This window comes from Micromonospora echinaurantiaca (assembly GCF_900090235.1).
In the GTDB taxonomy this organism is placed as follows: domain Bacteria; phylum Actinomycetota; class Actinomycetes; order Mycobacteriales; family Micromonosporaceae; genus Micromonospora; species Micromonospora echinaurantiaca.
Genome location: NZ_LT607750.1, coordinates 5740467 through 5764157 on the forward strand (window position 1 = coordinate 5740467; position 23691 = coordinate 5764157).

The following is a 23691-nucleotide window of genomic DNA, read 5'->3' on the forward strand; positions in this document are numbered from 1 at the left end:
GCACCGCGCGTACGCTGGGCCGGGTGACAGGGCAGATCGAACTCCGCGTGCTGGTGGACGACCCGGCCGACCCGCGCAGTCGCGAGGTGCCGCTGGACTTTCCCCGGGAGTGGGTCGAGTTCGCCGACCCGGCCGACGAGCAGCACCTGATCCGGGCCGACCTCACCTGGTTGCTCTCCCGCTGGACGTGCGTCTTCGGCCGGGGCTGCCACGGCATCATCGCCGGCCGCTCCGCCGAGGGCTGCTGCTCGCACGGCGCGTTCTTCACCGACTCCGACGACGAGAAGCGGGTCCGCTCCGCGGTCAAGCGGCTCACCCCGGAAACCTGGCAGCACTTCCGGCGCGGCTTCAAGCAGTGGACCGAGGAGGACACCGTCGACGGCAAGAACCCGGCCCGGCGGACCGCGACCCAGGACGCGGACGGCCCCTGCGTCTTCCTCAACGACGCGGACTTCCCGGCCGGGGGCGGCTGCGCGCTGCACGCCCAGGCGCTGCGCGACGGGGTGCACCCGCTGGAGTACAAGCCGGACGTCTGCTGGCAGTTGCCGATCCGCCGGGACCAGGACTGGGTGAAGCGGCCGGACAACACCAAGGTGCTGGTCTCCACGCTGTCGGAGTTCGACCGGCGGGGCTGGGGCGCCGGCGGGCACGACCTGGACTGGTGGTGCACCTCGTCGACCGACGCGCACGTCGGCGCGGAGCCGATGTACGTCTCCTACGGCCCGGAGCTGACCGCGCTGATCGGCGCCCCGGCGTACGCGAGGCTGGCGGAAATGTGCGCGGCGCGGCTGCGCCAGGGCCAGATCGCCCCCCACCCGGCCGGCGAGGATCAGCAGATTTGATCGACCGGCGCGGCGGAGAGCCGGCCGACCGCGGTCGACGAGATCAGCTCGGCCCTCCGTAACGCCCGCTGAGCAGCCCCCTACATCTGCCCGCCGGGGAGCAGGACGACGATGCCGTCGTCGTCGCTGTGCACCTGGGCGCCCGGCTCGAAGACGCAGTTGCCGAAGGAGACCGGCACGTCCCGCTCACCCGCGCCCGTCTTGGCGCTCTTGCGCGGGTTCGCGCCGAGCGCCTTGATGCCGAGCGGGAGGGTATGCAGGGCGGCGACGTCGCGGACGGCCCCGTTGATCACCACACCGGCCCAGCCGTTCTCCGCCGCCGTGGCGGCGATGAGGTCGCCCATCAGGGCGGTGTGCAGGGATCCGCCCCCGTCCACCACCAGCACCCGGCCCTCCCCGGGCTCGGAGACGACCGCCTTCACCAGGGCGTTGTCCTCGAAGCAGCGAACCGTGACGGCGGGTCCGCCGAAGGCACGGACGCCGCCGAACTGGCGCAGCTGCGTGTCGCACGAGCCGAGCCGGTCGCCGTACCGGTCGTACAGGTCGGCGGTCGCTGGCGTCTGCGGTGTCTGCATGGTTCGTCCTTCTCTCACTCGGGGTTCGGATCGGGGGGCGGTGACGGGTGCAGGCGGGACTTTCCTCAGTCCGGGAGCCCCCGTCGACGTCGACGGCCCATTCAGTCGGTCTTGACCGCGAGCACCGGGCAGGGTGCGTCGAGCAGGATCTCCTGAGCGGTGGAGCCCAGGATCAACTTGCCCACCGGACTCCGGTGCCGGATTCCGATCACCACCAGTGAGACGTCCTCCGTCCGGACGATCTCGACGATCTCCTCCGCCGCGTCCCGGCCCCGCACCAGCTGCCGGACCGTGTGCGGCACGCCCGCGGCGGTCAGCTCGCGGACCACCCGGTCCAGATCGGCCTCCTGGGCGAAGCGCGGGTCGACATACGCGTCGCCGCGCGAGGTGTTCACCACCAGCAGCGACTCGTCGCGGAACCGGGCCTGCTCCACGGCGGCCCGCAGGGCCGCCTCGCCCATCGGCGAGGGCACGTACCCCACCAGCACCGTCATCCGGTCACCAACCTTCCTCGCAGCGGACGGACCACGAACCGGCCGAGCAACGGCCAGAGCAGCACCACCAGGATCAGGGCGTAGATCAGCCACGACACCCACCCGCCGATCAGCCCGTGCAGCTCGCCGCCGGAGAGCTGCAACGCCCGCCGGCCCTGCAACTCGGCACGGGGACCGAGGATCACCCCGACGATCAGCGGCAGGATCGGCAGCCCGAAGCGCCGCATGCCGAATCCGATCAGGCCGAGGGTGAGCAGCAGGAAGAGGTCCAACGGCGAGGCGTTGACCGCGTACGCACCCATCGAGGCGAAGAAGAGGATCCCGGCGTAGAGGTACGGGCGCGGGACCCGCAGCAGCCGAGCCCAGGCGGGGGCGAGTGGCAGGTTGAGCACCAGCAGCAGCAGGTTGCCCACGAAGAGGCTGGCGATCAGCGTCCAGACCAGGGCGGACTCCCGCTCGAAGAGCAGCGGCCCGGGCTGGATGCCGTACTGCTGGAAGGCGGCCAGCATCACCGCGGCGGTGGCGTTGGTGGGCAGGCCGATCGCCAGCATCGGCACCAGCGTGCCGGCGGCGGACGCGTTGTTGGCCGCCTCCGGGCCGGCGACCCCCTCGATCGCCCCGCGGCCGAACTCTTCCGGGTGCTTCGTCAGCTTCTTCTCGGTGGCGTACGACAGGAAGGTCGGGATCTCCGCCCCGCCCGCCGGCAGCGCGCCGAACGGGAACCCGTACGCGGTGCCACGGAGCCACGGCTTCCAGGAGCGCCGCCAGTCCTGCCGCCCCATCCACGGGCGCCCGACCGGGATCACCTCGGCGGCCCGCCGGCGCAGGTGCGCGGCGATCCAGAGCGCCTCGCCGACAGCGAAGATCCCGACCGCCACCACGACCACGTCGATGCCGTCGGCGAGCTGCGGGATCCCCAGGGTGAGCCGCTGCTGACCGGTCTGGTCGATCCCGATCACGCCGATCACCAGGCCGATCAGCAGGGAGGCGAAGCCACGTACCCGGGAAGCGCCGAGCACCGCGGTGACCGCCACGAAGGAGAGCAGCATCAGCGCGAAGTAGTCGGGCGCGCCGAGGCTGATCGCGAACTGCACCACCGGCGGGGTGACCACCACCAGCAACAGGGTGGCGATGGTGCCGGCGACGAACGAGCCGATCGCGGCGGTGGCCAGCGCCTGCGCGGCCCGGCCCGCCTTCGCCATCTTGTTGCCCTCGATCGCGGTCACCACCGAGGACGACTCGCCGGGGGTGTTCAGCAGGATCGAGGTGGTCGAGCCGCCGTACATGCCGCCGTAGAAGATGCCGGCGAACATGATGAACGCCTGGGTCGGCTCCATCCCGTAGGTGACCGGCAGCAGCAGCGCCACCGTCATCGCCGGCCCGATGCCGGGCAGCACGCCGACGGCGGTGCCGATGGTCACGCCGAGCAACGCGATCAGCAGGTTCATCGGGGTCACCACGTTGGCGAACCCGTCGAGGAGGGACGCGAGGTTGTCCATCAGAGGATCCCTTGCAGCACGCCGGCGGGCAGGTTGACGCCGAGCCCGATGGCGAAGGTGTAGAACGTGACCAGCGACAGCGCGACGGCGATCGACAGGTTGCGGACGTAGTGCCGGTTGCCGAGCGCGAACGCCGAGCCCCAGAAGAGCAGCGTGCCGCTGATCACCCAGCCGAGCCGGTCGATCAGCACGGCGTTGACCAGGAACGCGCCGATCAGCAGCAGCACCGTCCGCCAGTCGATCGGAGTGGTCAGGTCCACGTCCTCCCCGGCCTCCGGCTCACCCGCGCCGCCCCGGGCCACGTCCACTGCGTAGATCCCCGCGACGATCAGCAGCAGCACCCCGAGCAGGATCGGCACCGGCTTGGGCCCGATCGGGTCGGCGCTGTTGACCGCGTGCCCGATGCGCGTCGCGTCGGCGATCACCAGGCCGCCGACCAGGGCGAGGAACGCGCAGACCCCGTACTGCGCCCGGTCCGGCTTCGGCGCCGGGCCGTCCTGCACCGTCGGGTCCGCGACCGTCGGCGGGACGTCGGCCGGGTCGGACCGCGCCGCCTCCGGCTGGTCCGGCGTACGCTCCGTGCCCCCCTGCGCCGGGATCGGCGGTACGGATCTCGCCACGGCCGAGGGCCGGGACGGCTGGTCGCCGCCCCGGTCCGGTCGAGTCGTCATGGCGCTCACGCCAGCCCGAGCTGCTTGAGCACGTCGGCGACCGCCTTGTCCTGCTCGGTCAGGAAGGTGGCGAACTCGTCGCCGGTGACGAAGGCGTCGGTCCAGCCGCGCTTCTTCAGCTCGGCCTTCCACTCCTCGGACTCGTGCATCTTCGTCAGCGCGTCGATCCAGACCTTCTTGTCGGCGTCGCTGATGCCGGGCGGCGCGACGATGCCCCGCCAGTTGGTGAAGACCAGGTCGACTCCGGACGCCTTGAGCGTCGGCACATCCTTGAGGGCCTCGATCGGGCCCTCGCTGGTCACCGCGAGGACCCGGATCTGGCCGGCCTCGACCTGGTCGAGGAACTCGCCGAAGCCGCTGGCGCCGAAGGCCACCTTGCCGCCGAGCACGGCCGGCAGCAGCTCACCGCCGCCGTCGTACGACACGAAGTTGACCTGGCGGGGGTCGATGCCGACGGTCTTCGCCAGTTGCATCGGCAGCAGGTGATCGGGGCCGCCGGGCGACGAGCCGCCCCCGACGGCGAGTCCCTTGGGGTTGGCCTTCCAGGCGGCGACCAGGTCGCCGATGGTCTGGTACGGGGAGTCCTTCGGCACCACGATGGCGCCGGCCTCCTCGATCAGCTTGGCCAGCGGGGTGGTCTGGGTGAGCGTCGCCGAGGACTTGGAGGTGTACGAGGCACCGACCACGCCCAGCCCCATCTGCATGGCGAGCTTGCCGTTGCCCTTCTCGTTCACGGTCCGCTGGAGGCCGACCGTTCCGCCCGCGCCGGGCAGGTTGAAGACCTGCACGCCGGTGGCGATCTTGGCGTCCTCCATCACCTTGGCGGCGGTGCGGGCGGTGGTGTCGTACCCGCCGCCGGGGGTGTTCGGCACCATGATCCGCAGACCGGTGGCCGGCTTGCCGTTGCCGCCGGCGCCACCCTCGTTCTTCTCGGCGGTGGCGCCACAGGCAGCCAGGGCCAGCGCCGTGGCGGCGGCGACGCCCATGACCAGCACGTTTCTCCTAGTTGCCATCTTGTTTCTCTTCCGTTTCGAATAAGTCCGGCGGCAAGATGATGGCCTGCGGGCGGGCCGGGCGTCTGCGTTGTGTCACCAGCGGAAGTTGAGGTCTTTGTGGTCGCGCTCACATCCCGCCGCCGTAGCCTGGCGGGACAGCTGCTGGTCCTCCAGCTCGCGATCATCGTCGTGGTGCTGGTGGCGGTGGCCGCCGTGTCGCTGGCCCAGTCGGCGGCCACCTTCAACCGCGTCGAGGGGCGTCGGGTCGCCGCTCTCGGCGAGGAACTCGGCGGCAGCCCGCTGCTGCGGGACCAGCTCGGCCAGCCGGCACCCGCCGAGGCGATCGCACCGCTGCTGCAGAACACGCTGAACCGGTCCGGGATGACCACCGTGACCGTGGCGGACGATCGGGGCCGGGTGGTCAGCTCGACGGACCCGACCCTGGTCGGCAGCCCGGTGGTGCTGGGCGACCCCCGGGTGGCGCAGGGCCGGAGCTGGTTCGGCGAGCTGGAGGTCGGCGGCACCCGGCAACTGGTGGCCCAGGTGCCGGTGCTCGGCGCGGACCCGGAGACGAACCTCGGCCGGTACCTGGGCGTGGTGGTCATCGGCGAGGCGGCGCCGACCTGGTCGGAACGGCTGGTGGGGGCCTCGTCGTACCTCTTCACCTACCTGGGCATCGCCAGCGGGCTGGGGGTGGTCGGGTCGTGGCTGCTGGCCCGGCGGATCAAGCGGCAGACCCTGGGGTTGGAGCCCCGGGAGATCGCCGGGCTGGCCGAGCACCGGGAGGCGCTGCTGCACGGCATCGCCGAGGGGGTGATCGCGCTGGACCCGCAGCTCCGCGTCACCCTGGTCAACGCGGTCGGCCGGCGGCTGCTCGACCTGCCCGAGGAGTGCCTCGGCCGCAGCCTCGCCGAGCTGCGGATCTCCGGGCGGTTGCGGGACGTGCTGGCCGGCGCCGGCGGCGGCCCCGAGGCCCGGGACCAGGTCGTGGTCCGCCGCGGCCGGGTGCTGGTGATGAACCGGATGACGGTCAGGAAGGACGGCCGCCGGCTCGGCTCGGTCACCACCCTGCGGGACCGCACCGAACTGGCCCGGCTGGAGCAGGAGATCGGCTCGTTCCGGAGCACGACCGAACTGCTCCGCGCGCAGACCCACGAGTTCGCCAACCAGCTGCACACCATCTCCGGGTTGATCCAGATCGGCGAGCACGACGAGGTGGTCCGCTACGTCGACGCGCTGAGCCGGCGCCGGGCCTCGCTGGACCTGACGGTCACCAGCCGGATCCACGACACGGCGGTGGCCGCGCTGCTGATGGCGAAGTCGGCGGTGGCCGCGGAGCGCCGGGTGGAGCTGCGGATCTCCGAGCGGACCGGGCTCGACCGGCTGGGGCCCGAGGTCTCGGCCGACGTCGCGACGGTACTGGGCAACCTGGTCGACAACGCCGTCGAGGCGGTCGCCGGGGGCCGGGACCCGGCGGCCGGCACCGGGGCCCGGGACGGCCGCGGGACCGACCCGGGCGGCGTCGGCCCGGCGAACCGGCCGGCCTGGGTGGAGGTGGAACTGCGCCAGGACGCCTCGTCCGTGGAGATCGTGGTCCGCGACTCCGGCCCCGGGGTCGCGCCGGAGCTGGCCAAGGAGGTCTTCACCCACGGCTTCACCACGAAGGCGGCCGAGGGCGGTGAGCGCGGCATCGGACTGGCACTCACCCGGCTGGTCTGCCACCGTCGGGGCGGCGAGGTCGCGGTCACGAACACCGAGGAGGGCGCGATGTTCACCGCGCGGATGTCGGTGTCCAGGGCGTTGGAGGAGGCTCGATGATCAAGGTACTGGTCGTCGACGACGACTTCATGGTGGCCCGGATCCACTGCGGCTTCGTCGACCGGATCGACGGGTTCCGGGTGGTCGGCAGCGCGAGCACCGGCGAGCAGGCCATCGCGGCGGTCGACGAGCTCCGGCCCGACCTGGTGCTGCTCGACCTCTACCTGCCGGACATGTTCGGCCTGGATGTGGTGACCCGGCTGCGCGCCGCCCAGCACGACTGCGACATCCTGGTCATCAGCGCCGCCCGGGAGGCCGAGGCGGTCCGCCGGGCGGTCCGCTACGGCGCGGTCAACTACCTGCTCAAGCCGTTCGGCTTCGACGAGATGCGGACCCGCCTCGAGCAGTACGCCGCCCGGCGGAACTCGCTCCGGGCCGCGGTGGTCAGCGACCAGGCCGACGTCGACCGGGTGCTCTCCCGCACCGGCTCGCACATCGCCACCTCCGCGCTGCCCCGGGGCCTCAGCCCGCAGACCGCGGAACTGGTCGAGCACGCCCTGCGGGAACACAACGGCAGCACGCTGTCGGCCGCGGAATGCGCGAACCGGGTGGGCATCTCCCGGGTCAGCGCCCGTCGCTACCTGGAGCACTTCGCGGGCACGGGTCGGGCCGAGGTCAGCCTGCGCTACGGCGCGGCCGGTCGCCCGGAACGCCGCTACTGCTGGGTGGGCTGACCGGTCACGGCTCGAACTTGTAGCCCAGGCCGCGGACGGTGACGATGAAGCGCGGTGCGGACGGCTCCGGCTCGATCTTCGACCGCAGCCGCTTGACGTGCACGTCCAGGGTCTTGGTGTCACCGACGTAGTCGGCGCCCCAGACCCGGTCGATGAGCTGCCCCCTCGTGAGCACCCGGCCGGCGTTGCGCAGCAGCAGCTCCAGCAGCTCGAACTCCTTCAGCGGCAGCTGCACCGGGGCGCCGTCGACGGTCACCACGTGCCGCTCGATGTCCATCCGGACCGGGCCCGCGGCCAGCGTCGGGACGCCGGACTCGGCCACCTCGGTGCTCTGCCGGCGCAGCACCGCCCGGATCCGGGCGACCAGCTCGCGCGGCGAGTACGGCTTGGTCACGTAGTCGTCGGCGCCGATCTCCAGACCGACCACCTTGTCGATCTCGCTGTCCCGCGCGGTGACCATGATGATCGGCACGTGCGAGCGCTGCCGCAACTGCCGGCACACCTCGGTGCCCGACATCTCGGGCAGCATCAGGTCGAGCAGCACGATGTCGGCGCCGGTCCGGTCGAACTCGGTGAGGGCGGTCGGGCCCGTCGCGGCGACAGAGACCTCGAAGCCCTCCTTGCGGAGCATGTACGACAGGGCGTCGGAGAACGACTCCTCGTCCTCGACCACCAGAACGCGGCTCAACGGGCTTTTCCTTTCCATTGCTGTCAGACCTGCCGGAGCTCGGCCGGACCGGACTCGATCCCAGCGGGTGGCAGTGTCGCCAGGAGGTCGTCCGGTGGACGGGCGGGCAGCCGCAGGGTGAACGTCGACCCACCACCAAGAGTGCTCGCCACCTCGACCCGTCCGCCATGGTTGCTCGCGATGTGTTTGACGATGGCCAGCCCGAGGCCGGTCCCGCCGGTGTCCCGGGAGCGCGCCTGGTCGGCCCGGTAGAACCGCTCGAAGATCCGGTCGACGTCGGTCGGCGCGATCCCGATCCCCTGGTCGGTGACGGCGATCTCGACGTGCTCGTCGTCGGCCCGGGTGGCGATCCGCACCGTGGTGTCCTCGCCCGAGTAGTTGATGGCGTTCTCCACCAGGTTCGACACGGCGGTGGCGAGTTGGGTGTCGCTGCCGTACACGGTCAGGCCGCGCTCGCCGGTGACCTCCACCTCGATCCGCCGGGCGGCGGCGCTGGTCCGGGTGCGGTCGACCACCTCGGCGACCACCCAGTCCACCGCGACCGGCTCCGGCGGCGGCTGCGGCTCGGCGCCCTGCAACCGGGTCAGCTCCAGCAGTTCCTGCACCAGCCGGCCGAGCCGGGTCGACTCGTGCTGGATGCGCTCGGCGAAGCGCCGGGCGGCGACCAGGTCCTCGGACAGGTCCGGCGCCGCCGCGCCGGCCGGCTCGGTGGCGTCCAGCAGCGCCTCGGCGAGCAGTTGCAGGGCGCCGATCGGCGTCTTCAGCTCGTGGCTGACGTTCGCCACGAAGTCCCGCCGCACCCGGGCCAGCCGGTGCGACTCGGTCACGTCCACCGCTTCCACGGCGACGTGCCCGCCACCGATCGCCATCGCCCGCAGGTGCACCCCGAGCGGGTTCTCCCCGGCGGAGTCGCGGCCCCGCGGCAGGTCCAGTTCGATCTCGCGCCGCACGCCGGTGCGGCGCACCTGGCCGGCGAGCGTACGGATCAACGGGTGGGCGGCGATCGAACCGGGCGTCGGGCCGGTGCGGAGCAGCCCCATCGCCCGGGCGGCCGGGTTGACCCGGACCGGCTGGTCGTCGGCGTCCAGCACCACCACGCCGGCGCGGAGCGAGTCGATCGTCCGGCGGCCGAGCCCCGCCTGCTGGTCGTCTGGTATCGCGAGCCTCCCCATGCCGAGACGGCGGCCGGACCGGCCCGCCGCCGAGGTGACCCGGGCGCGGACCGCCGGGACCAACGCGACCAGCAGCAACCCGGCGGCCAGCCCGGCCACCAGGCCCACGACCACACCGACGGTCACCGCCCACTCCACCCGGCGATCGTAGGGTCATTGTTAACCTGGGCATCGCCCATAACAGGACGAACCACCTTCACGTCCGGGAAAGTTCACCCCCGCGTCCGGCGCCGTTCACCCGGGTTCATCTGCGGTCCGCCCGTGCGGCCTAGCGTGGGCGGCACACCTGCCCACCCCGCGCCGGCCTGGCCGGCGGACACCGATTCCAGGACGTGAGAATGCGCGACGAGTTCCGGGCTGACCTGCAGATCGTCAGCCAACTGCTGGTGGACATGGCGGAGGGGATCCGGGCCGCGATGCGGCAGGCCACCCGCGCCCTGCTCACCGCGGACCGCCGGGCCGCGGAGACGGTGATCGAGCGGGACGCCGAGATCGACGACCTCTACCGGCACGTCGAGGAGCGGGTCTGCGACCTGCTCGCCCGGCAGGCGCCGGTCGCCTCCGACCTGCGCGCCATGATCACGGCGCTGCACGTCGCGGCCGACCTGGAGCGGATGGGTGACCTGGCCGACCACGTGGCGAAGACCGCGCTGCGGCGGCACCCGTCGCCGGCCGTGCCGGCCGAGCTGCGGCCGATCTTCACCGACATGGCCGCGATCGCCGACCGGATGGCCGAGAAGATCGCGTCGGTGCTGGCCAAGCCCGACGTGGCGGTCGCCGCCGAACTGGACCGCGTCGACGACGCCATGGACGACCTGCACCGCAGCCTGTTCGCGGTGCTGCTCGGCGAGGACTGGCCGTACGGGGTGGAGACCGCGATCGACGCCACCCTGCTCGGCCGCTTCTACGAGCGGTTCGCCGACCACGCGGTGAACACCGCCGAGCACGTGATCTACCTGATCACCGGGGAGACCACACCCCCGGCCAACTGAGCCGCCGCCCGGGGCCCCGGCCAGCCGGCCGGGGCCCGGTCGCGTTCAGCGGCCCTGGTTCGCCACCGCGGCGGCGGCCTCCTTGGCGGCGGCCGGGTCGAGGTAGGTGCCGCCCAGGGTGTGCGGGCGCAGGTGCGCGTCGAGGTCGTAGCGCAGCGGGATGCCGGTCGGGATGTTCAGCTTGGCGATCGCCTCGTCGGAGATCTGGTCCAGGTGCTTGACCAGGGCGCGCAGCGAGTTGCCGTGCGCGGCCACCAGCACCGTACGGCCGGCCAGGATGTCCGGCACGATCGAGTCGTACCAGTAGGGCAGCATTCGCTCGACGACGTCCTTCAGGCACTCGGTACGCGGCATCAGCTCGCTCGGCAGCAGCGCGTACCGCGGGTCGCCGACCTGGGACCACTCGTCGCCGTCCGCGATCGGCGGCGGCGGGGTGTCGTACGAGCGACGCCAGAGCATGAACTGCTCCTCGCCGTACTCGTCCAGCGTCTGCTTCTTGTTCTTGCCCTGCAGCGCGCCGTAGTGGCGCTCGTTGAGCCGCCAGGACCGGCGGACCGCGATCCAGTGCCGGTCCGCGGCGTTCAGCGCCAGCTCGGCGGTACGGGTCGCGCGGCGCAGCACGCTGGTGTGCACCACGTCCGGCAGCAGGTCGTGCTCGCGCAGCAGCTCGCCGCCGCGGCGCGCCTCGTTCTCGCCCTTCTCGGTGAGGTCGACGTCGACCCAGCCGGTGAAGAGGTTCTTGGCGTTCCAGTCGCTCTCGCCGTGCCGCAGCAGGACCAGCGTCCCGACGGTGGGCCCCTCGCTCGCAGTCATGCGGATCATCCTGCCGTACCCGGCGGTCGGACACGCGGCGAGCGGTCGTGACGACCACCACGTGGAAAAGCCGATGACCGGCAAACCGGCCCGGCACTAGGTTGTAAGGCGCTTGTGATTGATCGGTCATTACCGGGGGCGGGGGCGGCAGATGCGGACGGTGCGGGGCTGGTTCAGGGACACGGCGGGCGGACTGCCGGCGCGGTTCTGGTACCTCTGGACCGGCACCCTGATCAACCGGCTCGGCTCGTTCGTGCTGGTGTTCCTGGCCATCTACCTCACCCAGGAGCGCGGCTTCTCCGCCTCGCAGGCCGGCCTGGTGATCGGCCTCTGGGGCGTCGGCGGCGCGGTCGGCACCACCGTCGGTGGCACGCTGACCGACCGCTGGGGTCGCCGGCCCACCCTGTTCACCGCGCACCTGGGCGCGGCCGCCATGATGCTCACCCTCGGCCTCGCCCGGGACCTGTGGGCGGTGGCGCTCGGCGCCCTGCTGCTCGGCATGTTCGCCGAGGCGGCCCGGCCGGCGTTCGGCGCCATGATGATCGACGTGGTGCCAGCCAAGGACCGGCTGCGGGCCTTCTCGCTGAACTACTGGGCGATCAACCTCGGCTTCGCCTGCGCGGCGGTGCTCGCCGGCCTCGCCGCCCAGGCCGACTACCTGCTGCTCTTCGTGGTCGACGCGGCCACCATGCTGGTCACCGCGCTGATCATCTTCATCAAGGTCGGCGAGACCCGGACCGCGGTCACCGTGGCGCCGGGACAGGCCAAGGGCGAGCCGCCGGCCGGGGCGCTACGCACCATCCTGACCGACCGGGTCTTCCTGGGCTTCGTGGCGTTGAACCTGCTCTCCGCGCTGGTCTTCCTCCAGCACATCTCGATGCTGCCGATCGCGATGGGTGACTCGGGCCTGACCCCCGCCACCTACGGCTCGGTGATCGCGCTCAACGGCGTGCTGATCGTGGTGGGGCAGCTCTTCGTACCCCGGCTGATCCGGGGCCGGAGCAGGTCGCACGTGCTCGCCCTGGCCTCGGTGGTGATGGGCGTCGGCTTCGGGCTGACCGCGTTCGCGGACGCCGCCTGGTTCTACGGGATCACCGTGCTGATCTGGACGCTCGGCGAGATGCTCAACTCGCCGTCCAACGCCACCCTCATCGCCGAACTCTCCCCCGCCGAGCTGCGCGGTCGCTACCAGGGCGTCTTCTCGCTCTCCTGGCAGGTGGCCGGCGCTGTGGCACCGATCCTCGGCGGCCTGGTCCGCGAGCAGGCCGGCAACGGCGCGCTCTGGCTCGGCTGCGCGGCGATCGGCGCCGTGACGGCGGTCGCCCACCTGGTCTCCGGGCCGGCTCGGGAGCGGCGCGCCGTGGCGCTGCGGGCGGCCACCGAGCCGGTCGTGCCGGTCACCGCCACCCGGACGCCGGCGCCCGAGGCGGCCGAGGCGGCGGCCACCGCCCCCGCCCTGCCGGTCCGGTCGGGTGCGGATGCCGCGCCGCCGGCCGCCGACAGCGACGGGGTGGACGGGTCGGCGGCGGGCGGCCCCGGCCGGCCCCGGTCGACCGAGTCCGCCGGGGCACGGTGACCAGCGACACGTGGCGCCCGGCGGCCGGGCTCCCTACGGTCTGGATGAAACTGTTAGTTAACTGAACTGTTCGGAGGACGCGTGCGGCCCCTACGGCGCTGGCTGGACTACACCGCCGGCGGTCTGCCCGCCACCTTCTGGTACCTCTGGGCCGGGTTGCTGATCAATCGGGCCGGCGCGTTCGCGATGCTCTTCCTGTCGCTCTACCTGACCTCGGCGCGGAGCGCGAGCGAGGCGGTGGCCGGCGCGGTGGTCGGAGCGTACGGGGCCGGCGGGGCGGCCGGGGTGCTGCTCGGCGGGGTGCTCGCCGACCGGTGGGGCCGCCGGTCCACGCTGCTCGCGGCCCACCTGGTCACCGCCGCCCTGATGGTCGCGCTGGCGTTCAGCCGGCACCTGGTGGTGATCGCGGTGCTCGCCGCGCTGGTCGGCGTCGTCCACTCGATGCCCAGCCCGGCGTTCGTCGCGGCGATCGTCGACGTGGTGCCCGAGCAGCGCCGCTCGCGCGCCTTCAACCTCCAGTTCTGGGCGTTCAACCTGGGCATGGCGGTGGCCTCGCTGCTGGCCGGCGTGCTCGCCGAGGCGAGCTTCGTCGCGCTGTTCCTGGTCGACGCGGCGGCCACCCTGCTGGCCGCGGCGGTGATCGCCTGGAAGGTGCCGGAGACCCTGCCGAGTCGCAGCCCCCGCCACGCTCCGATCTTGGACAGTTTCCGTTCCACCCGAACGGAAACTGTCCAAGATCCAGGCGATGGAGCCCCGGCAACGACGGCCGGCCGGGGCCGGGTCGGCCCGGACGGCGGGCCGGTGCGGCCGGGCGGGCGCTCCCGTCGGCCCGGGCTGCACACCGCGCTGACCGACCGGGTCTTCCTGGTCTTCGTGGGCCTGACCTTCGTGCTGGCCGTACTGACCCTGCAGACCTCGACCATCATGCCGCTGGCCATGCGGACGGACGGGCTCAGCCCGTCCGCGTACGGCGTGGTGGTGGCGCTCGGCGGAGTGCTGATCGTGCTCGGCCAGCTCTTCGTGCCCCGGTTGATCGAGCGGCACCGCAAGGACCACGTGCTGGCCGTCTCCACCGGGCTGCTCGCGCTCGGCTTCGGCGCCCTCGCGTACGCCGACGACCTGCCGGTCTACCTGGGCGCCGCGGTGGTCTGGACGGTGGGCTCGATGCTCGCCGCGCCGCCGAACGCGCAGATCAACGCCGACCTCGCCCCACCTGAGCTGCGGGCCCGCTACCAGTCGGTCTTCTACCTGGCCTTCCCGGCCGCGTCCTTCGTGGCGCCCACCCTCGGCGGGGTGAGCCTGCAGTACCTCGGCGAGCGGCACTGGCTGATCGTGGGCGGGCTGGGACTGCTGGCCGCCGCCGGACACCTCTGGGCCGGGCCGCCTCGGGAGCGGCGGGTGGCCGCGCTTCGCCGGGCCGCCGCCGAGCGCCCCGAGCCGGCACTCACCGGCCGCTGACCGCCGCGCCGGTCGGTGGCTGGCCGATCCGACTTTCGCACCGCCGACCCGGGTCCCCTTCCGGACACACGACCCGTACAGACGCGAAGCGCCCGTCACGACCCAGTCGTGACGGGCACCCGCACCGTATGACCGGCGGCGGCGGGCGGCACTCACCCCCGTAAGCGTCGCCCGCTCGCGCCGCCGGTCCAAACGAGTGGACACCGTCCCCCAACGATGTTGCTCCACTCGTCCCCTGCGCCTCGCCCGGTGCACGGATCTGATCGATCCGCCGCTCCCCCGAACGTTTCCAAGCGTGGCGCGGTGCAATAAAGTTAGTTCGCCCGGTTTACGGATTCAACCCGCTCCGGCTGTCTCGCCGGTCACACAGGTCCCGTGGACCGTCTCACCGGGCCTCGTCTGTGGCCAACAGCGCATACCCGTCGGCAATTCCCGCAAACACCCCGGGCCAGCAAATCCGGCCGTCGTACAGGGCCCCCCGGGCCATGCGTTCCTCACGCGTCCTCCCGGTCCGGCGACTCGGTCCGGAAGAAGTTGCTCTGCCGGCCGTCGCGCAGCTGCTCCTGGTAGATCAGGTTCAGCTTGCGCAGGTCGAAGGTGTGGAACCACTCGTCCCAGGTGATCTCGCGGATCCGGCTGCTCTCCCGGTAACCCGGGATGTTGAACGTCAGCACGCCGGCCCGACCCTCCCGCTCGGTGCCGGCGATGGTGGCCGGCTTCGCGCCCCGTTCCTGGGCCCAGCGCTGGATCACCTCGTGGTTGCTGGTGACCAGGCTCCGCCCCGGGTGTTCCGGCCGGTCGGCGAGGGACGAGATCACCTGCGACGAGGTGACCGACCGGGAACTGCTCCGCCCGGTACGAACCCCGCCACCCGCGGTCGGCGCCGGCATCTGCTTCGCCGCCGCCGTGGTCTTCCTGGCCGCGGGCGCCTTCTTCGCGGCCGTGGTGGTCGGCCGCGCCGCCGTCGTCTTCTTCGCCGCGGTGGTCTTCTTCGCGGCCGGCGCCTTCTTCGCCGCGGTGGTCTTCTTCGCCGCCGGCGCCTTCTTGGCGGGCGCCTTCTTCGCGGGCGCCTTCTTGGCCGCCGCCGTGGTTCGCCGCGCAGCCGTGGTCTTCTTCGCCGCCGGCGCCTTCTTGGCCGGTGCCTTCTTGGCAGGCGCCTTCTTGGCAGCCGCCGTGGTCCGCCGCGCCGCCGTGGTCTTCTTCGCCGCGGTGGTCTTCTTCGCCGCCGGCGCCTTCTTGGCGGGTGCCTTCTTCGCGGGCGCCTTCTTGGCCGCCGCCGTGGTCCGCCGCGCGGTCGTGGTCTTCTTCGCCGCGGTCGCGCCGACCGCCCGCTTCGCGGGCGCCTTCTTCGCCGCCGTGGTCTTCTTCGCCGCCGGCGCCTTCTTCGCGGCGGTCTTCTTCGCCGCCGCCTTCTTCAGCGCGGCCTTCTTCGCCGGGGCGGTCTTGTTCGCCGGGGCGGCCTTGGCGCGGGCCGGCGCCGCCTTGCCGGCCGCCTTCTTCGTGGCCGCGGCGCGGCCCGCCGCCGCCCTGGTGCCCGTGGCACGGCCCGCGGGCCCGGTGCTCCGCCGTCCCGCTCCCCCGGCCGCTCGCAGCGTCCGGACCAGCGTCTTCACCAGTTCCGGCTTGCGCAGTGCGGAAATTCCGGAGACCCCGTGCCGGCGCAGCTGGCCGCGGAGGTCGTCGACCCGCATCCGGGAGATCTCCGACTCGGAGATCCCCGGGGTGTTCGGGGTCCGGTTGCCCGCCTGCCGTTTCGTCCTGGTCGCAGTCCCGCCGCGACCTGAGCTGTTCCGCTGAGCCATGGGACGCTCACGCTCCCTCGACAGTCCGTCTTCGGCACGCGGCGGGTCCCAAGTGCCGCACCGCGCGGTGCGGCATACCCGTCAGGACGGGTCCGAACCTCCGGCGGTCGCATTGGTGCGCCCGGCACCGGAATCGGCGTTCCCGGAACCGCCCGTCCCCCCGGCGGCGGGCCCGTCACCCGCGGCACCGTGGCCGGACGGTTCGAAGAGGTGTGCGAACGCCGCCAGGTTCGCGGTGGATTCGCCGCGCTTGATCCGCCACTCCCACTCCCGGCGGATCGAACTGCCGAAGCCGATCTCCAGCATGGTGTCGAAGGACTCGTCGGCGTACGTCAGCACCGCGCCGAGCAGCCGGTCGAGTTCGTCCGCGTCGACGCCCGCCGGATTGACCCGGCCGGTCAGGTAGACGTCGCCGACCGCGTCGATGGAGAAGGACACCCCGTACATCCGGGCGTTGCGCTGCAACAGCCAGGCCCACAGCTCCTCGCGGCGCTCGTCCGGCTGGCGCATCACGAACGCCTCGATCCGCAGCGCGTGCTCGCCGACGATCAGGTTGCAGACGGTCTTGAGCTTGTGGGTGCCGGGCAGGGTGACCGCGTACGACCCCGGGCCGGTGGGCTCCCAGGCCAGCTCCCGCTCGTCGCAGACCGACTCGATCAGGGCTTCAAGATCGCTCTTCCCGCTCACCGGACCCACTCTACGGCCGGCCCGGCCAGCTCACCCGACGGCCGAGCCACCGCGCCCGCCACGGGCCGCCCCCGCCGCCCGCGAGCAACGACCAGGGCACGGATGCGACGCACGGCCACGACGTGGCGGACGAGGGGTCACCAGGAACAGGAGAGCGCCGGGTCGCCGGCCAGCTCGGCGGCGAGCCGGGCCCGGTGCGCGGAGGTCGCCTCGCCGTAGACGTCGAGCAGCCCGGCGACCGTACGGTCCCAGGAGAAGTTGCGCGCGTGCCGCTCGGCGTTGCGGGACAGCTCCTCCCGGCGCCGCCGGTCGGGCAGCAGGCGGCCGAGCGAGGCGGCCCAGTCGGCCGGGTCGTGGCCGTCGACCAGTTCCCCGCTCACCTGGTCCCGCACCGCGGTCACCAGGCCGCCGACGGCGGCCGCCAGCACCGGCGTACCGCAGGCCTGCGCCTCCAGGGCGACCAGGCCGAAGGACTCGTTGTACGACGGCACCGCGACCAGGTCCGCGGCCCGGTACAGGGCGGGCAGATCGTCGCCGGTCTGCGGGGGCAGGAAACGCACCCGGTCGGCGATGCCGAGCGAGCCGGCCAGCTCGATCAGCGCGGTCGGCCGGTCGAGGCCGCTGCCGCTCGGGCCGCCACAGACCACCACGGTCAGCTCGTCGGCCAGCTCCGGATCGCACTCGCGCAGCGCGGCGGCCGCCCGGACCAGCACGTCGGGCGCCTTCAGCGGTTGGATGCGGCCGACGAACGCCACCACGTACCCGGTGGTGGGCAGCCCGAGCCGGCGGCGGGCCGCGATCCGGACCACGTCCCGGTCACCCCGGGCCGGCCGGAACCGGGCCAGGTCGACGCCGGGTTCGACGACCGCGACCCGGGCCGGTTCGGCGTCGTACCGGCTGATCAGGTCCCGGGCCTCGACCCCGGTGTTGGCGACCAGCCGGTCGGCCTCGGCGACCACCTGTTCCTCGCCGATCACCCGGGCCTTCGGCTCGGGCCGGTCACCGGTCGCCAGCTGGGCGTTCTTGACCTTCGCCAGGGTGTGCGCGGTGTGCACCAGCGGCACCCCCCACCGTTCCTTGGCCAGCCAGCCGACCTGACCGGAGAGCCAGTAGTGGGAGTGGATGAGGTCGTACCAGCCCGGCGGGCGGGCCGCCTCGGCCCGGAGCACGCCGGCGCTGAAGGCGCAGAGCTGGCCGGGCAGCTCCTCCTTGGTGAGCCCTTCGAGCGGGCCGGAGACGACGTGCCGGACGTGCACTCCGGGTGCCATTTCGACGACCGGGGGCAGGTCTCCGGAGGTGGCCCGGGTGAAGATGTCCACCTCGACGTCCGCCTCGGCCAGCCGCCGCGCCACCTCGAGGATGTAGACGTTCATCCCGCCGGCGTCGCCGGTGCCCGGCTGGTGCAGGGGTGAGGTGTGCACCGAGAGAGTCGCGATCCGCCGGGGCCGCGGCCACGGCCGGGCACCACGCTGCCGACCGACGCCGGTGTGCAATTCCGCCACGTCCGCTCCCTCTGCCACGGTTGATGCCGTCCCGCACGCCCGGCGCTTTTCGGACAACGTCCTCGCCGGATGTCATCTTCCCCATCGGGCATCGGTAATGCCCCGGGAGGCGGCCGGGCGTGACGGACCTCATCGCGGCGCCGCCCGCCCGGGGCGAGCCGTCGCACCGGCCGGGGAGACAATGGCCGGATGAGCAGCCCAGTCGCCATCGTCACCGGAGCGTCCAGCGGGATCGGCGCGGCCACCGCCCGCCGCCTCGCCGCCGAGGGTTTCCACGTGCTCGCCGCCGCCCGGCGTACCGACCGGCTGGCCGGTCTGGTCGACGAGATCACCGCTGCCGGCGGCACCGCCACCGCGGTGATGTGCGACGTCACCTCCGACGAGTCGGTCGCCGGGCTCGCCGAGGCGGCGGCCGCGGCGTCCGGGCCGGTCACCCTGCTGGTGAACAACGCCGGCGGCGCGCGCGGGCTGGACCCGGTGGAGTCCGGCTCGGTCGCCGACTGGCAGTGGATGTACGACACGAACGTGCTCGGCACGCTGCGGGTCACCCAGGCGCTGCTGCCCGCGCTGGAGGCCTCGGGCGCCGGCACCATCGTGATCGTCTCGTCCACCGCCGGCTTCATCGTGTACGAGGGCGGGGGCGGGTACACCGCCGCCAAGCACGCGCAGACCGCGGTCGCCGGCACGCTGCGGCTGGAACTCTGCGGCCGGCCGATCCGGGTGATCGAGATCGACCCCGGGATGGTGAAGACCGACGAGTTCGGGCTGGTCCGCTTCGACGGCGACGCCGACAAGGCAGCAGCGGTCTACGCCGGGGTGCCCGACCCGCTGGTCGCCGACGACGTGGCCGACTGCATCGCCTGGTGCGCCACCCGACCGCACCACGTCAACGTGGACCGGCTGGTCGTCCGCCCGCTGGCGCAGGCCGCCCAGCACAAGGTGCACCGGGTCGGCTGAGGTCGGGTCCGGGCGTGGCGGGGACGGCGCGGCGCCGGCCGCTCGGCGTGGTGACCCGGGGGACCACCAACCCCAACCGGCTGCGCCGGGTGGACAACTGGATCGCCGCGACCTGCGGGGACCGGTTGCGAGCCGCGGCCGACCCGCTGGTGGTCGACCTCGGCTACGGGGCGACCCCGGTCACCGCGGTGGAACTGCGCGCCCGGCTGGCCGCCGCGGTCCGCGCCGACGTGCGGGTGGTCGGGCTGGAGATCGATCCGGTACGCGTGGCCGCCGCCGAGCCGGCCGCCGACCCCCCGTGGCTCACCTTCACCCGGGGCGGCTTCGAACTGGCCGGACTGCGGCCCGCCCTGGTCCGCGCGTTCAACGTGCTGCGCCAGTACGACGAGAGCGAGGTCGCCGACGCCTGGCGGACGATGACCGGCGGGCTCGCCCCCGGCGGGCTGCTGGTCGAGGGGACCTGCGACGAGTTGGGCCGGCTCGGCGGCTGGGTGCTGCTCGACGCCGACGGGCCGCGCACGCTGACCCTGGCCGCGAAGCTCGGCACCCTGGGCAGCCCGGCCGAGCTGGCCGAGCGGCTGCCCAAGGCGCTGATCCACCGCAACGTGCCGGGCGAGCCGGTGCACGAGTTCCTCCGCGCGCTCGACGACGCCTGGCACGCGGCCGCCGGCTACGCCCCGTTCGGCCCCCGGCAACGCTGGCTGCGCGCCGTCGAGTCGGTCAAGGCCGCCGGCTGGCCGATCGTCGACCGCCCCCGCCGCTGGCGGCTCGGCGAACTGACCCTCCCCTGGCCCACCATCGCCCCCACCTGACCACCGCACACCCGGCCACCCTAGTTGATCATGAGGTTGGCGGTGGTTCTCGCGATCGACATCGCCGCCAAGCTCATGATCAACCCGGTGGGTGAGCGGGTCAGATGGTGCAGTTGATGAGGACGGGTTCGGGGTGGAGGGTGACGCCGAAGCGGTGGTGGACGCCGTCGCGGATCTCCCGGGCCAGCTCGACCAGGGCGGCGGTGCTGGCGTTGCCGCCGCGGTTGGTCAGCGCCAGAGTGTGCTTGCTGGAAATCGCCACGCCCTCCGGGCCTGGGTGGCCCTTGCCGAAGCCGGCCTTGTCGATCAGCCAGGCGGCGCTGACCTTGACCACGTCCCCGGCACCCGGCCAGGCCGGCGGGTCGCCGAGGTCGGCCGCGCGCTCGCGCAGCAGCTCGTACGCCGACCGGTCCAGCACCGGGTTGGTGAAGAACGAGCCGACCGAGCGGGTGTCCGGGTCGTCGGGGTCGAGCACCATGCCCTTGCCCGCGCGCAGTCGCAGCACGGTGGCCCGGGCGTCGGCCAGCGGCACCCGGTCACCCACCTCGACGCCGAGCGCCCGGGCCAGTTCCGCGTAGCGCACCGGGCCGGAGAGCGGCGAGCGGGCCAGCCGGAAGTCCACGGCGAGCACCACCCAGCGGTCGCTGTACTTGAAGACACTGGACCGGTAGGCGAAGCCGCAGTCGGCGGCGGCGATCCGCCCGGTGACGCCCTCGACCCGGTCGTAGACCTGGACGGCGGTGATGGTCTCGGCGACCTCCTGCCCGTACGCGCCGACGTTCTGGATCGGCGTGGCGCCGGTGGAGCCGGGGATCCCGGAGAGGCACTCCAGGCCGGACCAGCCGTTGGCCACCGTGGCGGCGACCAGCTCGTCCCACGGCTCGCCCGCCTCGACCCGTACGGTGACCGAGTCCTCGTCGTCGGCGAGCACCCGCAGCCCACGCGAACGGACCAGCACCACCGTGCCGGGGAAACCGGCGTCACCGATGACCACGTTGCTGCCGCCGGCGAGGATCAGGACCTGTTCGTCCCTTCCCTGCGCCTCGCGTACGCTTCGGACGATTTCCTCCGCGTTGGTGGCGGTCGTTATCCGCCCTGCCGGGCCGCCCAGGCGCAACGTGGTGAAACGCGCCAGATCGCACATGGCGTCGGGTCCGGCTCCGGTTGTCGGCTGGGCGTAGACGTCTGACACGCCTTTCACCCTAGGCTGTGGGTAGCCGCGGCACCCACTGGTGGCCGGGTCACCCCCGGGAGGATGGCGATGAGCAGACTGCACGGCACCAAGGACTTCTGGATAGGCGCTCTCCGTACGGAGGGGCCGGCGTTCGCCGCCGCCGTGGCCGAGGCACCCCCCGAGACCCCGGTGCTCTCCTGCCCCGGCTGGACCGTCGCCGACCTCACCCTGCACCTGGCCGCCTTCTACCGGTGGGTGCACTCGTTCGCCGGCTCCGGTGCGACCACCGCCCCGCCCAAGCGTCCCGACCTCGCCGAACTCGACCCGGGCAGCACCCCCTCGCAGGTGTGGCAGCACGAGTTCGACCAGCTGATGACCCTCTTCGACGGGCTCGACCCGGAGGCGCCGGCGTGGAACTGGGCGCCGCAGCCGAAGAAGGCCGGGTTCTGGCCACGCCGGGCCGCGCACGAGACGGCGGTGCACCGCTGGGACGCCCAGCTCGCGATCGCCGCCGGTGAGCCGGTGGAGGCGAAGCTCGCGGCCGACGGGGTGAGCGAGGTGCTGGACACCTGGCTACCCTCCGGCCGGCGGCGGACCCGGGGCCAGTGGCACGGGGTGGTGCACCTCTCCGCGGTGGACGCCGCACAGGAGTGGTACCTGCGGCTGCGCGGCGAGGGGGTCGCCCTGCTGGACACCGCCACCATCTTCGACCACGACGACCACCACGCCCGGGTGCAGGTCAGCGGCACGGCGAGCGACCTGCTGCTGGCACTGTGGGGCCGGGTCAGCTTCGACACCCTGGACGTGCTGGGCGACCGCACGCTGCTCGACGGTCTCCGCACCGGCTGACCGCCGCACCCGTCCCGAGTCAGTGGCCTCCCGGCGCCGGGGGGCCACTTTCTTGTCGCCGATTCAGCGCGGCCGACGTGCTGCACCGAGTGCCGCACCCCGCCACCTGGGCCGGTAGCGCCGAGGTAACGATCCGGACGCCCCGGAGAGCGCTCTCTTGACACCGGTCGGGCCGGCCAGCAATCTACGTGAGAGCGCTCTCTCAGATTCATCCACCACCACCCGCCCGACCTGAGAGGGGTCCGAGACAGATGGGTGCCTTTTCGCGCCGCCGCCTCGCGGCGGTCGCCCTGGTCGCCGCCAGCGCACTGCTCGTCAGCACCGGCTGCGGTGGCGACGACGCCGCCGACGACGGCACGATCACGCTGACCGTCGACGTCTTCGGCCAGTTCGGCTACGAGCAGCTCTACCAGGAGTACATGGCCAGCCACCCCGGCGTGAAGATCGTCGAACGGGGCACCGGCGGCAACCTCGACGAGTACTCGCCCAAGCTCACCCAGTGGCTCGCCGCCGGCAAGGGCGCCGGCGACGTCGTGGCCATCGAGGAGGGCCTGCTGGTCGAGTACAAGGCCAATCCCGGCAACTTCGTGAACCTGCTCGACCACGGTGCCGCCGAGCTCAAGGGCAACTTCCTGGACTGGAAGTGGAACGGCGGGCTGACCGCCGACGGCAAGCAGCTCATCGGCCTCGGCACCGATGTGGGCGGCATGGCGATGTGCTACCGCAAGGACCTGTTCGCCAAGGCGGGGCTGCCCACCGACCGCGAGGCCGTCTCCAAGCTCTGGCCCACCTGGCAGGACTACATCCGGGTCGGCGAACAGTTCACCGCGAAGAAGACCGGCGCGGCGTTCCTGGACGCCGCCACCAACACCTTCAACACCATCCTGCTGCAGACCGCCGGCAACGCCCAGGGCTACAGCTACTACGACACCTCCGACAACCTCGTGGTGGACAGCAACCCGGCGGTCCGGCAGGCCTGGGACACCACCATGGACATCATCGACTCGGGCCTGTCCGGCAAGTACGGCGCCTGGTCCGAGGAGTGGGTCTCCGCCTTCAAGCAGGCCAAGTTCGCCACCATCGCCTGCCCGGCCTGGATGACCGGCGTCATCGAGGGCAACGCCGGTGCGGCCGCGTCCGGCAAGTGGGACATCGCCCAGGTGCCCGGCAACGGCGGCAACTGGGGCGGCTCCTACCTCGCGGTGCCCAAGCAGAGCAAGCACCAGGCCGAGGCGATCGAGCTGGCCAAGTTCCTCACCAGCGCCAAGGGGCAGATCGGCGCGTTCAAGGCCAAGGGGCCGCTGCCGTCGTCGCCGCAGGCCCTGGAGGACCCGGCGATCACCGGGGCGACCAACGCGTACTTCTCCGGCGCTCCGGTCGGCCAGATCTTCGCCGCCGGGGCGAAGAACCTGAAGCCGGTCTACATGGGTCCGAAGAACCAGGCCGTCCGGACCGAGGTAGAGAACGCGGTCCGGACCGTTGAGCTGGGCCAGCGTAACCCCGACCAGGGCTGGACCGACGCGGTCGCCAACGCCAAGAAGGCCGCCGCCAAGTAGCCCTCCACCGCCCCTGCCCGCCCCCGGCTCGGCCGACCCCGGGGCCGGACGTCGCGCCCCCGCGACGCCCAGCCCCGGGCGGCCG

General features: G+C 72.8%; 21 protein-coding genes and 2 pseudogenes. 10 read left to right on the forward strand and 13 right to left on the reverse strand.

Translation table 11 applies throughout. The annotated features are described in order from the left end of the window. Window positions 1-23 precede the first annotated feature (23 nt). Window positions 24-842, forward strand: a complete 819-nt coding sequence (locus GA0070609_RS25880) for a hypothetical protein (RefSeq protein WP_088996197.1) — start codon at window positions 24-26, stop codon at window positions 840-842. An 80-nt stretch (window positions 843-922) separates the two neighbouring features. Here the strand turns inward: GA0070609_RS25880 and rraA are convergent, their stop codons facing one another. The 5 genes from rraA to GA0070609_RS25905 all read right to left on the reverse strand — a co-directional run bounded on the left by rraA (window position 923) and on the right by GA0070609_RS25905 (window position 5094). After that, window positions 923-1417 (reverse strand): ribonuclease E activity regulator RraA, encoded by a 495-nt coding sequence (gene rraA, locus GA0070609_RS25885; RefSeq protein WP_088996198.1) that lies wholly within the window; start codon window positions 1415-1417, stop codon window positions 923-925. A 101-nt stretch (window positions 1418-1518) separates the two neighbouring features. Beyond that, window positions 1519-1911 carry a universal stress protein gene (locus tag GA0070609_RS25890; protein ID WP_088996199.1) on the reverse strand — a complete coding sequence of 131 codons (393 nt, stop codon included), beginning with the start codon at window positions 1909-1911 and terminating at the stop codon, window positions 1519-1521. Continuing rightward, complete coding sequence (locus tag GA0070609_RS25895; protein ID WP_088996200.1) at window positions 1908-3410, reverse strand: tripartite tricarboxylate transporter permease; 1503 nt, start codon at window positions 3408-3410, stop codon at window positions 1908-1910. Before GA0070609_RS25895 ends, GA0070609_RS25890 begins: the two co-directional genes overlap by 4 nt. Next, complete coding sequence (locus GA0070609_RS25900) at window positions 3410-4081, reverse strand: tripartite tricarboxylate transporter TctB family protein (protein WP_197700188.1); 672 nt, start codon at window positions 4079-4081, stop codon at window positions 3410-3412. The genes GA0070609_RS25895 and GA0070609_RS25900 overlap by 1 nt, the downstream gene beginning before the upstream one ends. 5 nt (window positions 4082-4086) lie before the next feature. Then, on the reverse strand, window positions 4087-5094 hold the full coding sequence (locus GA0070609_RS25905) for a Bug family tripartite tricarboxylate transporter substrate binding protein (RefSeq protein WP_088996201.1): 1008 nt from the start codon (window positions 5092-5094) through the stop codon (window positions 4087-4089). A 99-nt stretch (window positions 5095-5193) separates the two neighbouring features. Between GA0070609_RS25905 and GA0070609_RS25910 the strand changes: the two genes are divergently transcribed. Together GA0070609_RS25910 and GA0070609_RS25915 are read left to right on the forward strand one after the other, a co-directional pair. Beyond that, on the forward strand, window positions 5194-6894 hold the full coding sequence (locus GA0070609_RS25910; protein ID WP_088996202.1) for a sensor histidine kinase: 1701 nt from the start codon (window positions 5194-5196) through the stop codon (window positions 6892-6894). Beyond that, on the forward strand, window positions 6891-7568 hold the full coding sequence (locus GA0070609_RS25915; protein WP_088996203.1) for a response regulator: 678 nt from the start codon (window positions 6891-6893) through the stop codon (window positions 7566-7568). The genes GA0070609_RS25910 and GA0070609_RS25915 overlap by 4 nt, the downstream gene beginning before the upstream one ends. A 4-nt stretch (window positions 7569-7572) precedes the next feature. Here the strand turns inward: GA0070609_RS25915 and GA0070609_RS25920 are convergent, their stop codons facing one another. Then, window positions 7573-8256 carry a response regulator transcription factor gene (locus GA0070609_RS25920; protein WP_088996204.1) on the reverse strand — a complete coding sequence of 228 codons (684 nt, stop codon included), beginning with the start codon at window positions 8254-8256 and terminating at the stop codon, window positions 7573-7575. A 23-nt stretch (window positions 8257-8279) separates the two neighbouring features. Next, entirely contained in the window at window positions 8280-9566 is a 1287-nt protein-coding gene (locus GA0070609_RS25925) for an ATP-binding protein (RefSeq protein WP_088996205.1), read from the reverse strand. 200 nt (window positions 9567-9766) lie between these two features. Here GA0070609_RS25925 and phoU point away from each other — a divergent pair, with 200 nt between their 5' ends. Further along, the gene (phoU, locus tag GA0070609_RS25930; protein WP_088996206.1) at window positions 9767-10420 is read left to right on the forward strand and encodes a phosphate signaling complex protein PhoU; all 654 of its coding nucleotides are present in this window, start codon (window positions 9767-9769) and stop codon (window positions 10418-10420) included. Window positions 10421-10465: 45 nt separating this feature from the next. Here phoU and GA0070609_RS25935 read toward each other — a convergent pair whose 3' ends face one another. Then, on the reverse strand, window positions 10466-11233 hold the full coding sequence (locus tag GA0070609_RS25935; protein WP_088996207.1) for a phosphoglyceromutase: 768 nt from the start codon (window positions 11231-11233) through the stop codon (window positions 10466-10468). Between the two features lie 151 nt (window positions 11234-11384). Here GA0070609_RS25935 and GA0070609_RS25940 point away from each other — a divergent pair, with 151 nt between their 5' ends. Continuing rightward, window positions 11385-12809 (forward strand): MDR family MFS transporter, encoded by a 1425-nt coding sequence (locus GA0070609_RS25940; RefSeq protein WP_088996208.1) that lies wholly within the window; start codon window positions 11385-11387, stop codon window positions 12807-12809. A gap of 81 nt (window positions 12810-12890) precedes the next feature. Then, on the forward strand, window positions 12891-14267 hold the full coding sequence (locus GA0070609_RS25945) for an MFS transporter (protein ID WP_088996209.1): 1377 nt from the start codon (window positions 12891-12893) through the stop codon (window positions 14265-14267). Between the two features lie 494 nt (window positions 14268-14761). On the opposite strand, the pseudogene GA0070609_RS35285 reads toward GA0070609_RS25945, so the two are convergent. The 4 genes and pseudogenes from GA0070609_RS35285 to mshA form a co-directional block, all read right to left on the reverse strand. Beyond that, window positions 14762-15418 (reverse strand): annotated as a pseudogene (locus tag GA0070609_RS35285) (hypothetical protein); the annotation flags it as partial. Between the two features lie 348 nt (window positions 15419-15766). Further along, a pseudogene (locus tag GA0070609_RS34625) lies at window positions 15767-16069 on the reverse strand (hypothetical protein); the annotation flags it as partial. An 81-nt stretch (window positions 16070-16150) separates the two neighbouring features. Further along, on the reverse strand, window positions 16151-16756 hold the full coding sequence (locus GA0070609_RS25955; protein ID WP_088997972.1) for a type III secretion system chaperone family protein: 606 nt from the start codon (window positions 16754-16756) through the stop codon (window positions 16151-16153). Window positions 16757-16893: 137 nt separating this feature from the next. Next, complete coding sequence (gene mshA, locus GA0070609_RS25960) at window positions 16894-18258, reverse strand: D-inositol-3-phosphate glycosyltransferase (protein ID WP_088996211.1); 1365 nt, start codon at window positions 18256-18258, stop codon at window positions 16894-16896. 189 nt (window positions 18259-18447) lie between these two features. On the opposite strand from mshA, the gene GA0070609_RS25965 reads away from it, so the two are divergent. After that, on the forward strand, window positions 18448-19215 hold the full coding sequence (locus tag GA0070609_RS25965) for an SDR family NAD(P)-dependent oxidoreductase (protein WP_088996212.1): 768 nt from the start codon (window positions 18448-18450) through the stop codon (window positions 19213-19215). Between the two features lie 14 nt (window positions 19216-19229). Further along, window positions 19230-20027 (forward strand): SAM-dependent methyltransferase, encoded by a 798-nt coding sequence (locus tag GA0070609_RS25970; RefSeq protein WP_088996213.1) that lies wholly within the window; start codon window positions 19230-19232, stop codon window positions 20025-20027. A gap of 100 nt (window positions 20028-20127) precedes the next feature. Here GA0070609_RS25970 and GA0070609_RS25975 read toward each other — a convergent pair whose 3' ends face one another. Continuing rightward, window positions 20128-21219 (reverse strand): UDP-N-acetylmuramate dehydrogenase, encoded by a 1092-nt coding sequence (locus GA0070609_RS25975; protein WP_088996214.1) that lies wholly within the window; start codon window positions 21217-21219, stop codon window positions 20128-20130. Window positions 21220-21288: 69 nt separating this feature from the next. Here GA0070609_RS25975 and GA0070609_RS25980 point away from each other — a divergent pair, with 69 nt between their 5' ends. Continuing rightward, window positions 21289-22050 (forward strand): maleylpyruvate isomerase family mycothiol-dependent enzyme, encoded by a 762-nt coding sequence (locus GA0070609_RS25980; RefSeq protein WP_088996215.1) that lies wholly within the window; start codon window positions 21289-21291, stop codon window positions 22048-22050. A gap of 251 nt (window positions 22051-22301) precedes the next feature. Further along, window positions 22302-23606: an ABC transporter substrate-binding protein gene (locus tag GA0070609_RS25985; RefSeq protein WP_088996216.1), complete on the forward strand. Its 1305-nt coding sequence runs from the start codon at window positions 22302-22304 to the stop codon at window positions 23604-23606. Window positions 23607-23691 lie beyond the last annotated feature (85 nt).